General features: G+C 64.9%; 12 protein-coding genes. 1 reads left to right on the top strand and 11 read right to left on the bottom strand.

Annotated elements, in window-relative coordinates; genetic code table 11:
- From R2676_RS23550 to R2676_RS23520, 7 genes are all read right to left on the bottom strand, one after another.
- Window positions 1-255, bottom strand: a 255-nt coding sequence (locus tag R2676_RS23550; protein WP_316887225.1) for a transposase, incomplete at its 3' end; no start/stop codon positions are given.
- Between the two features lie 224 nt (window positions 256-479).
- Complete coding sequence (locus R2676_RS23545) at window positions 480-1,316, bottom strand: ABC transporter permease (RefSeq protein WP_027681397.1); 837 nt, start codon at window positions 1,314-1,316, stop codon at window positions 480-482.
- Between the two features lie 16 nt (window positions 1,317-1,332).
- Entirely contained in the window at window positions 1,333-2,601 is a 1,269-nt protein-coding gene (locus R2676_RS23540; RefSeq protein WP_206272116.1) for an ABC transporter permease, read from the bottom strand.
- Between the two features lie 103 nt (window positions 2,602-2,704).
- Window positions 2,705-3,745 carry an ABC transporter substrate-binding protein gene (locus tag R2676_RS23535; protein WP_206272070.1) on the bottom strand — a complete coding sequence of 347 codons (1,041 nt, stop codon included), beginning with the start codon at window positions 3,743-3,745 and terminating at the stop codon, window positions 2,705-2,707.
- 71 nt (window positions 3,746-3,816) lie between these two features.
- Window positions 3,817-4,905, bottom strand: a complete 1,089-nt coding sequence (locus R2676_RS23530; RefSeq protein WP_206272071.1) for an ABC transporter ATP-binding protein — start codon at window positions 4,903-4,905, stop codon at window positions 3,817-3,819.
- Window positions 4,906-5,424: 519 nt separating this feature from the next.
- Entirely contained in the window at window positions 5,425-6,843 is a 1,419-nt protein-coding gene (locus R2676_RS23525) for a sensor histidine kinase (protein WP_206272072.1), read from the bottom strand.
- Window positions 6,840-7,520, bottom strand: coding sequence for a response regulator (locus R2676_RS23520; RefSeq protein WP_206272073.1), 681 nt, complete (start codon window positions 7,518-7,520; stop codon window positions 6,840-6,842). The genes R2676_RS23525 and R2676_RS23520 overlap by 4 nt, the downstream gene beginning before the upstream one ends.
- A 207-nt stretch (window positions 7,521-7,727) precedes the next feature.
- Here R2676_RS23520 and R2676_RS23515 point away from each other — a divergent pair, with 207 nt between their 5' ends.
- Window positions 7,728-8,801: a porin gene (locus tag R2676_RS23515; RefSeq protein ID WP_206272074.1), complete on the top strand. Its 1,074-nt coding sequence runs from the start codon at window positions 7,728-7,730 to the stop codon at window positions 8,799-8,801.
- Between the two features lie 76 nt (window positions 8,802-8,877).
- On the opposite strand, the gene R2676_RS23510 is transcribed toward R2676_RS23515, so the two are convergent.
- The 4 genes from R2676_RS23510 to R2676_RS23495 all read right to left on the bottom strand — a co-directional run bounded on the left by R2676_RS23510 (window position 8,878) and on the right by R2676_RS23495 (window position 12,900).
- Window positions 8,878-9,978, bottom strand: coding sequence for a J domain-containing protein (locus R2676_RS23510; RefSeq protein ID WP_206272075.1), 1,101 nt, complete (start codon window positions 9,976-9,978; stop codon window positions 8,878-8,880).
- A 61-nt stretch (window positions 9,979-10,039) separates the two neighbouring features.
- Window positions 10,040-10,834, bottom strand: a complete 795-nt coding sequence (locus tag R2676_RS23505; protein ID WP_102067261.1) for an ABC transporter ATP-binding protein — start codon at window positions 10,832-10,834, stop codon at window positions 10,040-10,042.
- Between the two features lies 1 nt (window position 10,835).
- Complete coding sequence (locus tag R2676_RS23500; RefSeq protein WP_206272076.1) at window positions 10,836-11,744, bottom strand: ABC transporter permease; 909 nt, start codon at window positions 11,742-11,744, stop codon at window positions 10,836-10,838.
- Window positions 11,745-11,919: 175 nt separating this feature from the next.
- The gene (locus R2676_RS23495) at window positions 11,920-12,900 is read right to left on the bottom strand and encodes an ABC transporter substrate-binding protein (protein WP_027681406.1); all 981 of its coding nucleotides are present in this window, start codon (window positions 12,898-12,900) and stop codon (window positions 11,920-11,922) included.
- Between the last annotated feature and the right edge of the window lie 219 nt (window positions 12,901-13,119).

Here is a 13,119-nt window from a genome sequence, read left to right as displayed (position 1 = left end):
GATGTCGTTGTCCTCCTGCAGCCGCCGTACCTGCGCTTCGAGTTCGCGAATGCGTTGCTGCTCGGCCGTCAGCGGCTTACCTATCCCCGGGCCGCCCGCCTGTTCGGCTTCATACTGCGCAACCCACCGCCTTACCGCTGTCTCGCCAAGGCTCAGGCTGCGGCACACCTCGCTCACCGAGCGGCCCTGGTCCTTGACCATGCGTGCGACTTCCAATTTGAAGCTCGCGTCAAACTGCCGTCTCTCTCTTGCCATTGCTTTTTCCTCGTCGTGGCTCATTGTCCGCCTATCGACTTGTCCGAGGAAATTGGACCACTACACAAGGAGTCTTTCGCCGCATCGGGCGCGCCTTTCTTTGCTTACTTTCTTTGGCAAGACAAAGAAAGTGAGTCAGCCCCGGCAGGGGATGAAACAAGGGATGCACCAACGCCATCAATGCGTTGCCAGACCATCCAATAATCAAATCGTCAACACGTTCCTCAAGCCACCGCCTTAGCCGCAGCCCGCCCCCGCAGCCACTCAAACGTCAGCAACAGACACGTCGAAAACACAATCAGAATCGTCGCCAGCGCCGCAATCGTCGGCGAGATGTTTTCGCGAATCCCGGTAAACATCTGGCGCGGCAGCGTCACCTGATCGGCCCCCGCCAGGAAGAGCGTCACCACCACTTCGTCAAACGACGTGGCAAACGCAAACAGCGCGCCGGAAATCACGCCCGGTGCGATGACGGGCAGGGTGATGCGGAAGAACGTCATGACCGGGTTGGCACCCAGCGACAGGCTCGCGCGCACGAGATTGTGATTGAAGCCCTGCAGCGTCGCCAGCACCGTCGTCACCACAAACGGCACGCCCAGCGCCGCATGCGCGAGGATCAGCCCGATATACGTGTTGGCCAGGCCCAGCGGGGCAAAGAACAGGTACATGCCGACGCCGACCACCACCACTGGCACGATCATCGGCGACACCAGCACCGCCATCAGCAGGCCCTTGCCGCGAAAGTCTGCCTTGTTCAGCCCGATGGCGGCCAGTGTGCCGAGCACCGTTGCGACGATCGTGGCGGCGGGCGCGACGATGAAGCTGTTCTTGGCGGCCATGCGCCATTCGTCCGACGTGACGAGGTTCTGATACCAGCGCAGTGAATAGCTCGGAATCGGGTACGACAGGAACGTGCTCGACGAGAACGACAGCGGCACGATCACCAGCACCGGCAGCACGAGGTACAGCAGCGTCAGCACGGCCAGGCCGCGCAGCGCGAAGTACCACAAGCGCTCGATGAGCGAGGTGTGCGGGGCGAACATCGGTTTGGCGAGTTTCATGTTCGATGGGCTCCGTTCAACCAACGCGGACCTTGGGCCGCGTGAAGCGTCCATACACGGCGTACAGCACCAGCGTGGCCAGCAACAGCAGCGCACCCAGCGCGCACGCCATGCCCCAGTTGATCGTGACGTTGGTGAAGTACGCCACGTAGTAGCTGACCATCTGGTCGTTCGGCCCACCCAGCAGCGCGGGAGTGATGTAGTAGCCGAGCGCCAGGATGAACACCAGCAGCGCACCGGCGCCGATACCCGGGTACGTCTGCGGTACATACACGCGCCAGAAGGCGGCAAACGGATGGCTGCCCAGCGACACGGCCGCGCGCTGGTACGTGGGCGGGATCGACTTCATCACGCTGTACAGCGGCAGGATCATGAACGGCAGCAGGATGTGCGTCATCGAGATGTACACGCCCACGCGGTTGAACAGCAGCGCCAGCGGCTCCTTGATGATGCCGAGGTCGATCAGGCCGTGGTTGATCAGGCCTTCGGTCTGCAGGAGCACGATCCACGCCGCCACGCGCACGAGGATGGACGTCCAGAACGGGATCAGCACCATCACCATGACGAGGTTGGCGCGGCGCTCCGGCAGCGAGGCAATCCAGTACGACAGCGGATAGCCCAGCAGCAGGGCGAACAGCGTCACCATCGCGCTGATGACGAAGGTGCGCACGAACACCGTCACGTAGATCTGCTCGTCGGGGTCGGTGGCTTCGATGTGGCCGAAGGCGTCTTGCCGGTGGTCCAGTGCGGCCAGCAGGTAGAACGGCGACGTGCGGCTGCTGTTCTTGGCAATGGCCTGCCAGTACGTGACATCGCCCCAGCGCTCGTCGACTTCAAGCAGCTTGGCGCGGGTCTGGCCGGGCGTGAGCGACAGTGCCTTGCCCTGGTCATCGGTCAGCGGCATGGCGCGCGCGGTCTTGGCCACCAGCGAGCGGAAGCCTGGAATCTCTGTGTTGAGGCGGCGGGCCAGTGCGCCCATCGCCTCGCCTTCGCTCACGGTCGTGAGGTCGGCGGCGAGCGCGGCGTAGGCGGCGTCGCCCGGCGGGCTCTTGCGGTCCCAGCCCTTCAGGGCGACGACGGTTTTGGGCAGCGCGTCGGCCACCTCGGGGTTCTGCACGGCGCGTGTGAGCAGGGCGCCGATCGGCACGACAAAGATCAGCAGCAGGAAGATGGCGAGCGGCGCCACCAGCGCCAGCGCCATGGCACGCCTGCGCGCCTCAGCGCTCTTCAATTCGCGTTTGAGTTTGGCCGTCGATTCCGGAACCGATTCAGCCGCGATCGTCATGGTGTTCAATGCTGCCTCGCCATCGCTACGGGAATTCGTCCGGCGGATGCCTTGCCAAACCTGCAGGGCATCCGCGCGGTCACTGCGTTACACCGCTATGCGGTTACTTCGACGCCCACGAGGCGAAGCGCTGTTCCAGCTCGTCGCCGTGGTCGGTCCAGAACTGCAGGTTCTGCAGCACCGCGTTCTTGCTGTTCTCGGGCGAGTTCGGCATGTTGGCCTGCGTCTTGGCATCGAGCGCCTTGATGGCGGCCACGTTGGCCGGGCCGTACGCGATGTGCTTGGCGTATTCCTGCTGCGGCTTCTGCGACAGCGTGTACGCGATGTACTGCTCGGCCAGGGCCTTGTTGGGCGAGCCCTTCGGGATGGCCCAGTAGTCGAGGTCGTAGATGCTGCCGTTCCACACCACCTTGAGGTTCTTGCCTTCGCGCTGCGCAGCGTCGATGCGGCCGTTGAAGGCGGTGGACATCACCACGTCACCCGCCACCAGGAACTGCGGCGGCTGTGCGCCGGCTTCCCACCACTGGATGTACGGCTTGATCTGATCGAGCTTCTTGAACGCGCGATTCTGGCCATCCTTGGTGGCCAGCACCTTGTAGACATCCTTGACCGGCACGCCGTCGGCCATCAGGGCGAATTCCAGGTTGTAGCGCGCGCCCTTGCGCATGCCGCGCTTGCCCGGGAAGGACTTCACGTCCCAGAAATCGGCCCAGCCCTTGGGGGCGGTCTTGAGCTTGTCGGCGTTGTAGGCCAGCGCGGTGGACCACACGAAGAAGCCCACGCCGCAGGTTTGCGGTGCTTCCGGGATCAGGTCGCTCTTCTTGGCGATCTTGCTCCAGTCGAGCTTCTCGAACAGGCCTTCGTCACAGCCGCGGCCGATGTCGCCGGATTCGACTTCCACCACGTCCCAGTTGACGTGCTTGGCTTCGACCATGGCCTTGATCTTGGCTTGCTCGCCGTTGTACTCGACCACGGTGACCTTGTTGCTGGTCTGTGCCTCGAACGGCTTGTTGAACGCGGCCTTCTGCGCGTCGCCATTGGCGCCGCCGAAGTTCACGACGGTGATTTCCGCTGCATGCGCGCCGAATGCAATGGCGAACGCGCCGGCAAGCACGGACAGACGCGTCTTTGTGGTGTGTTTCATTCCTGGCTCCTCTTATTGGCGTGTGGGTACAACGTGTGGTCGTGGCATGCGGGCAGGGGTGCCCGCGTGCGTCATGCAAAAACGCGCAGGTGTTCCGGTGCGAACTCCAGCTGGATCGGCGCGCCCGGCGCGAAGCCTTCGAGCGCGCGCGTGCCCAGCGGCACCTTCACGAAACATTCGGGTTGGTCGGGCAGGGCGCAGCGCATGCGCACGTGGTCGCCAAAGTAGACGAGCCCACGCGTCTGCCCGGTGATCGCATTGCCGACGGCGGAGGCGCCCTCGGCCAGGCGCATGCGTTCGGGGCGGATGCAGCCCGTGGCCGTGGCCCCGACGTTGGCGCCGGCCACGTTGCGGCCGACCACGCGGGCACCGTCGTTGAGCTGCAGTTCGCAGTACTCGCCCTCAACGCGGGTGACGGTGCCGCGCAGCGTGTTGCTGTCGCCGATGAAGTTGGCGACGAACTCGTTGCAGGGGCGCTCGTAGAGGCTGTCGACCGTGTCGAGCTGCTGCACGATGCCCTTGTCGAACACGGCGACGCGGTCGGACATGGTGAGCGCCTCGCCCTGGTCGTGCGTCACGTAGACGAAGGTCACGCCCAGCTTTTCGTGCAGCGATTTCAACTCGTATTGCATGTGTTCACGCAACTGCTTGTCGAGCGCGCCGAGCGGTTCGTCCATCAGCACGAGCTTGGGCTCGAACACCAGCGCGCGGGCCAGGGCAATGCGCTGCTGCTGGCCGCCGGAGAGCTGCGCGGGGTAGCGCTTGGCAAAGCCTTCCATGCGGACCATCTGCAGGGCCTTGTGCACGCGCTCGGCACGTTCGGCGGTGGGCAGCTTGCGCACGGTCAGCGGGTATTCCACGTTTTGCGCGACCGTCATGTGCGGAAACAGCGCGTAGTTTTGGAACACCATGCCGATGTTGCGCTTGTGCGGCGGCACGTTGTTGAGCAGCGCGCCTTCCAGGCGGATCTCGCCGCCGGTCGGGAATTCAAACCCGGCCAGCATCATCAGGCATGTGGTCTTGCCCGAGCCGGAGGGGCCGAGCAGGGTGAGGAACTCGCCCTGGTAGATGTCCAGGTCCAGGTGCTTGACCACGAGGGTCTCGCCGTCATACGTCTTGCGTACACCGCGAAAGCTGACGATCACGTCGTCGGTCTTCATTGCTGCTTCCTCCATACCATGTCGGTCATCGGGCTGAGCGCTGTCGGCTGCAGGCGGCATTTGCTGGCTTGCCCCACGCTGCCCGTCGCGCCGTTCCCCGATCCGTTCGGGTCGGCCAACATGCCGTGTTGTGACGAATTGTTGATGGACTATAGCGGCTCATTGTTCTGCCAAGTGGACCCAATCCTGGTTATTTGATGGAGCCATTTATCGCCGCCGCGCAGGCACATCCCATGGGCGTGCGGGCCCGCGGCACCACAATAGGGAAAACCCCGGATGCCTTGCCCGAGCAAGCTCGGCGGCCGATCGTGTGGTCGTCGCGATGTGTTCCAGTTTAGGTCGTGCGCCAGCCCACGTGCGGCGGGCATAACAGAGCCAGGATGGAACCAATTTGGCCGGAACAGCAGCCCGTCCGGGCCGCGCGGAAATGGTGCGCCGCGTCTTCACATAAACGGTGCATCGCCTGGGGGCACGCGCGACCGCTGCACAACGATGTTGTCGTGCAGCAACCGGTTTTTTTCAGGCCGTCGGCTCTTCAATCAAGGCCAGCGCCAGGTAGACGGAGACGGTCAGCCCGCCGCCGGGCGTTTCCGACAGCGCCACCGTGCCGCCATGCAGGCGGGCAATCTCGCGGACGATCGCCAGGCCCAGGCCGCTGCCGTCGTGGCCTTCCGATGCCGCGCCACGATAGAAACGGCCGAAGACCGCATCGCGCTCCGGCACGGCAATGCCGGGGCCGTCGTCTTCCACTTGCAGCACGGCCTGCTCGCCGAGCATCGCCATCGCCTGCCGCTTGACCCGCAGCGTGACGCTCGCGCCGTTGCCGGCATACAGGATGGCGTTGTCGAGCAGGTTGCCGACCAGTTCCTGCAGCCATTGGGGTTCGCCGGCCACCGTCACGGGCTCGCCTTCAAAGCCAAGGTCGACACCGGATCGGCGCGCAACGGGGGCCAGTTCCAGCGCGACATCCCCGGCCAGTGTGTCCAGGCGCAGCGGCTGGAGTTGTGGCGCGTAGCCGCTGTCGGTCTCCAGGCGCGAGAGCGACAGCAGTTGCTGCACGCCGCGCGCGGCCTGGCGCACGGTGCCGTGCAGCGGCTCAAGGTGGCGGCGGATGCGTTCTCCATCAGGCTCGCGCAGGGCCAGTTCGGACTGCGCCTGGATCACGGCCAGCGGCGTCTTCAATTGATGTGCGGCGTCGGCAAAGAAGCGCTTGCGGGCCTGCACCATGCGCAGCAGGCGCGCCACGTATTGATTGATGGCCTCGACCAGCGGCGCGACCTCTGCCGGCAGGCCTTGCTGCGGAAGCGGTGCAAGCTCATCGGTGCCGCGGCTGGCCACGGTTTCGCTCAACTGGCGCAGCGGTCGCAAGCCGCGGCGCACGCCCAGCCACACGATGCCGACGGCCAGCACCACCAGCAGCACTTCCTGCTGCAATGAACCCGCCAGGATCTCGTGCGCCAGGGCCTCGCGCGGCTCCAGCGTTTCACCCACCAGCAGCCAGATGACCTGCGTTTCGGCCGATTGCGCATCGCGCACCGGCAGCGGCTGCACGGCCATGCGCACTTGCATGCCGCGAAACAGCGTGTCGTAGAACAGCGTGCGATAGGGCGTGGGGCGCTGCCCGCCCGGCATGGGCAGATCGTCGTAGCCGGTCAGCGTGCTGCCGCCGGCATCGACGATCCGGTAGAAGATGCTGCTGCCGGTTTCCGATTCGAGAATGTCCAGCGCGAGGTAGGGCAGGTCGATGGCGAACTGCTTGTTGCGCAGTCGCACGCCTTCGCGCATGGCCTTGAGCGAGGCTTCGAGCGTGCGGTCGAACGCGGCGTTGGCGGCCGTCATGGCGCGCGTGTAAGTCAGCCACGCATCGAGCGCGAGCAGCCCCAGCAGCGGCAGCAGCAGCCAGAACGAAAGCTGCCGGCGCAGGCTCGACGGGTTCATGGGGCGGCGCCTTTCGTGGCTTCCAGCAGATACCCGAGGCCGCGCAGCATGACGATGGCCACGCCGCTGCCGTCGAGCTTCTTGCGCAGGCGGTGCACGTAGATCTCGATGGCGTCGGCGTTGACGGATTCGTTGATGCTGAAGATCTTTTCCGAGATGGCGGCCTTGTTGACGGCGCGACCGTCGCGCAGCATCAGGACTTCCAGCACGGCGCGCTCGCGGCCGGTGAGGGCGAGCAGTTCGCCGTGGAGCGTGAAGGCGCCGCTGATGCCGTCGTAGTGCAGCGGGCCGCATTGCAGCTGCGTGCTTTCGTGGCCGTGGCTGCGTCGGATCAGCGCCCGGGCGCGGGCTTCGACTTCAGTCAGGTCGAACGGTTTCGCAAGGTAATCGTCAGCCCCGAGGTTGAGACCGCGCACGCGTTCTTCCACGGCGCCGTGTGCGGTCAGGATCATCACCGGCAGCGGGTTCTTTCGGGCGCGCAGGCGGCGCAGCACTTCCAGCCCGTCCAGGCGGGGCAGGCCAATGTCGAGAATGGCCAGCGCGTAGTCCTGCGTGGTGAGCAGCAAGTCGGCCGCGTGGCCGTCATGTACGCAATCGACCGTGAAGCCGGCCTGGCCGAGGGCTTCTTCCAGCGTGCTGGCCAGCTTCAGGTTGTCTTCCACCAACAGGATGCGCATATCGGGACGTCTCTCAATCAGCCGCAGAGGAATACAGACATCGCCGCATGTTTTGAAGCTAGGGAAACCCCCGAGAACGCCGCGACACGGCCGCGCAATTTCCCGTCAATCGAAAGTGAACTGAAAGTGCGTCCCTCATACGATCCGTCCCGCCCAACGGCCCTGTGACTGGGCCTTTGCGCAAGGACAACGAATAAGGGAGACCTGATGAACAAGACTTCGATGGCGCTGGCCGTGGTGGCGCTCGCCACCGCGACGACGGCTGGCACGGCCGCCGCACAATCCTCCAACGTGACCCTGTACGGGATCATGGATTCGGGCATCGAGTATGTGAACCACGCCGGTCCGAACGGCGGCAGCGCCACGCGCCTCGTCTCGGGCGGCAAGAACACATCGCGCTGGGGCATGCGCGGCACCGAAGACCTGGGCGGCGGCCTGAAGGCCGTGTTCAACCTGGAAAGCGGCATCGCCATCGACACCGGCAAGCTCGACACCGACAACACGCTGTTCGACCGCCGCGCGGTGGTGGGGCTGGCGGGCGGTTTCGGCCAAGTGGTCGCCGGTCGCACCTTCACCACGACGTACGACTTCATGCTGCCGTACGACCCGATGGGCTACGCGCCGAACTACTCGTGGGCGACGTCGTCCACCGCAACGGGCGACCGCAAGGATGGCCTGTTCTCCCGCGCTTCCAACGCCGTGCGTTATGACGGCACGTTTGGCGGCCTGAAGCTGGGCGCCACCGTGGGCTTTGGCGAGGCAGCGGGCAACTTCAAGAGCAGCTCCAAGTACGACTTTGGCGTCGGCTACAGCGTGGGCGGCTTCTCGGCAGCCGTCACGTGGGATCGCCAGAACGGCGCTGGCACCAGCACCACGCCGGCAGACACGACCGATTACATCCAGGGCATTCACGCCGGTGCCAGCTACGACTTCGGCGCACTGAAGCTGTTCGCGGGCTACCGCAACTACAAGCGCGCGTTCACCACGGCCACCGCCAGCCTGCGCAGCGACATGTATTGGGCGGGTGCCAGCTACGACGTGACGCCGGCCTTCACGCTGTACGGCGCGGTGTACAAGCAGAACATCAAGGACGGCACGGATGCCGATCCGATCCTGTTCTCCGTGCGCGGCCAGTACGCGCTGTCCAAGCGCACGACGGCGTATCTGTCTGCCGGTTATGCCAAGGCCAAGAACGGCCAGAACGTGAGCCTGTCGCGCGACGTGGTGGGTTATGGCAACAACCAGGTCGGTGTGACGGCGGGCCTGCAACACCGCTTCTGATCGGCCGATCGCAGTCGAAAACACGGGCACCTTCGGGTGCCCGTTTTGTTGGATCGACGCGCGGCCTGGCGGGCCGTCAGTCGAGCGTCGTGCGGGATTTCAGCATGCGCCGCACGTCGCGGAAATCGTCGAAGGCGGCAAGGTCCTGGTCGATGTTGCGCACCTGTTGGCGCAGCGCTGCGATGTCGAGATCCAGCTTTTGCAAGACGGCGTCCGGCGGCAGCGCTTCGAACTGCTGATACCCGTACGTGTATCGGAACGTGGTCTCGACGCGATGGATCTGCCGGTCAAGCTCCCGCACCTGGTCTTTCAGGATCTGGTTGTAGTGCGTCAGCCGCGCTTCACTGATCCGGTTGATCGAGTGCTGGTCGATGTGCTCCAGCTCAAGCTGCAATTCCAGTAGTTGCAGCAGGTTGTTCTTGTCGTAGGCCTCGTTGACGCGCTGCATGAGCTGCGTCTTGCGCTCTCGCTCCTGCGGATCGGTTTCGCGGTCGGGGTGCAGGGCGCTGGCCAGCTTGCGATAGACCTCGCGGATGGACAGGGTGACCTGCGCCTGCTCGTCTTCTTCCCGCGCTTCTGCCGCCAGTTGCTTCGGAGATTTCTTTCGCGCGGCCCGGCGGGCTTCACGCTTCGTTGCGGCGGCGGCCTTTTTCTCAGCCCGTTGTGCTAGGTGCTCGCGGGCGCGTTGCAGTAGCGCCTCTTCCGAATGCACATCCGCGTCGTCGCCCAGGCCGACGCCGAGTGCTGCCTCCAGCCTTGCCTTCATCTCGGCAGCTTGCATTGCGGCTTCCCGGTCGAAGTCCGTGCCGCTGTACTTGTTGTAGAGCGCCTTCAGGCTCGCGTCTTCATCGATCAAGTCTCGTGCAAGGTCGACGATGAGCGCGGCGATCTTGCGGCGCTCGGCCTTGGTGAAGGCATCGTGCTCGTAGACCTGGTCCAGGCTGCGCACAAAGCGGGTCTGCAATGCGATGCGGCTACGCTCCAGCGGCAAGAATTCGCCCGCGTATCGGCCCTGGAACTGAACGGTAGCCGCCTCCCAGTCCGCCAGGCGCTTGCGCCGATTCTCGATCTGCTTGATCAGTGCGTTGAAGGCTCGCTGACCTTTTGACAGCGTCGGCGAATCGTCCGCGTGCGGATTGGGCGCGATGCTGATGGCAGGGCGGTGGGCCTTGGTCATGGAGCGGAAATGTCGCGGGCTCCGCTAAGGGAGCCCGTCGATGTGATGTTGATGCGATGGATCAGCCCAGCAACAGCGCGTCGTCGTCCACCTTTGCGCCGCGCGTTTCCTCGAACTTCTGCAGCAGGTGCGGCACGTCCAGGCCACGGCGTTCCTCGCCTTGCACGTCGAGGATCACGTTGCCCTGGTGCAGCATCACCGTGCGATCGCCGTAGTCGAGCGCCTGGCGCATGGAGTGCGTCACCATCATCGTCGTCAGCTTGCTCTCCGAGACGATCTTGGCGGTCAGCTCCAGCACGAAGGCGGCCGTTTTCGGGTCGAGCGCGGCGGTGTGCTCATCCAGCAGCAGGATGCGCGACGGCTGCAGCGAGGCCATCAGCAGGCTCACCGCCTGGCGCTGGCCGCCCGAGAGCAGGCCGATGCGGTCGGTCAGGCGGTTTTCCAGGCCGAGGTCCAGCCGGCGCAGTTGCTCGCGGAAGATCTCGCGCCACTTGCGGTTGGTGGCAAACGAGAAACCGCGACGCTGCCCGCGGCACATAGCCAGCGACATGTTCTCTTCGATGGTCAGGTTTTCGCAGGTGCCGGCCATCGGGTCCTGGAACACGCGGGCGACCTTGTCGGCGCGTTGCCACGCCGTCTTGCGCGTGACGTCTTCACCGTCGATGGTGATGCGGCCGGAGTCGACCAGCTGGTCGCCACTGATGGAGTTCAGGAACGTCGACTTGCCGGCCCCGTTGGAGCCGATCACGGCGACGAACTGGCCCGCCGGAATGTCCAGCGACAGGCCGCGCAGCGCGCGCGTCTCGATGGGCGTGCCGGGGTTGAAGGTGAGGGTGAGTCCTTGTGCGCTCAGCATGTCAGTTCCCCTTGGTACCGTTCTTGGCCAGCTTGCCGAACACCTTGCGGCGCACACCGGGAAGCACGAGCGCGATCACCACCAGCGCGGCGGTCACCATGTTCAGGTCCTGCGCCTGCAGGCCGATGAAATCGCTGTTGAGCGCCAGGGCGATGAAGAAGCGATACAGGATCGCACCCACCACCACGGCTAGCGTGGTCAGCACCAGGCGGCGTGCCGGCAGCACGGTCTCGCCGATGATGACGGCGGCCAGGCCGATCACGATGGTGCCAATGCCCATCGACACGTCGGCGCCGCCCTGCGTTTGCGCGTACAGCGCACCAGCAAGCGCCACCAGTGCGTTGGACAGCGCCATGCCGGCCAGCGTGGCCGCGCCCGTGGCGACGCCCTGCGCGCGGGCCATGCGCGGGTTGGCGCCGGTCGCGCGCAGCGACAGGCCGATCTGCGTCGAGAAGAACCAGTCCACCAGCAGCTTGACGACCACCACGACCACGCCCAGCAGCACCGGGCGGAACACGTAGTCGGGCATCCACTCCGGCTGCAGCAACGAGAAGATCGTCGGCTCGGAGATGAGCGGCACGTTCGGCTTGCCCATGATGCGCAGGTTGACCGAGTACAGCGCGATCATCATCAGGATACTGGCGAGCAGATCCATGATTTTGAGGCGCACGTTGAGCCAGCCCGTGATGAAGCCGGCAACGGCGCCGGCCAGCGTGCCGCCCAGCGTCGACATGAACGGATCGTGTCCGCTGGCGATGAGCGTGGCCGCCACGGCGCCGCCCATCGGGAAGCTGCCGTCGACTGTGAGGTCAGGGAAGTTGAGGATGCGGAAGGAGATCAGCACCCCGAGCGCCACGAGACTGAAGATCAGACCGATCTCCAGGGCGCCGAGCAATGAAAACAGTGACATGACGGAATAGGGCGCGGCGATTGGGCACCGGCCGGTGTGCAATGAACGGGGACGCTTTCGGGTAGGAGCGTAAGCGCCCGGCCATGATGCGGCGGATAGCCGCGTCGGGGCTCGGGCAGGCAGACCCGCGCCGGGACGGCTCCGTCGGGCGGAGGCCGGCCCGGCGCCTTGCGAGTTACTTGATGACTTCCTTGGCGTCCTTCAGCAGGTCCGCCGACAGGGCCGCACCTTGCTTCTTGGCCGCGCCTTCGTTCACGAACAGCTCCAGGTCGGTGCTGCCGGCCGAAGCAATCGCGCCGGGCTTCTCACCCTTCAGGATGCGGGCGACGACCTTGCCGGTCTGCTGGCCCAGCTTGTAGTAGTTGATGCCCAGCGCTGCGATGGCGCCGCGCTTGACGCTGTCGGTATCGCCGGCCACCAGGGGGATCTTCGCTTCGTTGGCCACCTTCACCAGCGATTCGTACGCCGACACCACGTTGTTGTCGGTGTTCGTGTAGATCACGTCGACTTTGCCGATCAGGTTCTTGGCCGCCGGCCCGATATCCACCGTACGCGGAGCCGCCGATTCGACCAGCGTCATGCCTTGCGCCGACAGCAGCTTCTTCAGCTCGGTGACCACCACGACCGAGTTGGCTTCGCCCGGGTTGTAGACCATGCCCACGCGCTTGGCATTCGGCACCACGCGCTTGATCAGGGCGATCTGCTTGTCCAGCGGCAGCTTGTCGGACACGCCGGTCACGTTGGTGCCGGTCGGCTCCCAGCTCTTGACCAGCTGTGCGGCCACAGGATCCGTCACGCCCGAATACACGACGGGGATCGACTTGGTGGCAGCCACAACGGCCTGCGCCGACGGCGTGGCGATGGCGATGATGGCGTCCGGCTTGTCGCCGATGAACTTGCGGGCGATCTGCGCGGCGGTGGCCGTGCTGCCCTGCGCGCTCTGGTATTCCCACTTCAGGTTCTTGCCTGCGTCGAAGCCTTCGGCCTTGAGCTGCTCCTTGGCGCCGTCGCGGATGGCGTCCAGCGCCGGGTGCTCGACGATGGCCAGCACTTCGACCGACTTGGTGGCTTGCGCCAGCGCCGGTGCAGCTTGCAGCAGTGCCATCGGAATGGCAGCAAGCGCGGCAATGCGGAAGGCGTGCTTGAACGTGGACATAAGGATCTCCTGTTTCCTTTTGGGTGGTTTCGCTCTGGCAGCGGGCGGGATAGGCCTGCGCCGGCGTGGTTGGTTTTTCAGACTCTCTTGATTCTTGAGTGCACCGAAGCAGTGCAATGCCGGCGCACGTGGGCGCACATTATGGGACAAATCGCAATGCTTTTCAGCAAACACTTCAAAAGAACTTGAGGGGTGCCGGTGGGGTATTCCGGTTGCGTG

The sequence above is a fragment of the Ralstonia flatus genome (assembly GCF_958439105.1).
Classification (GTDB): Bacteria; Pseudomonadota; Gammaproteobacteria; order Burkholderiales; family Burkholderiaceae; genus Ralstonia; species Ralstonia flatus.
The sequence above is the reverse complement of the archived record's forward strand: the minus strand, read 5'-3'. Positions and strand labels throughout refer to the sequence as shown.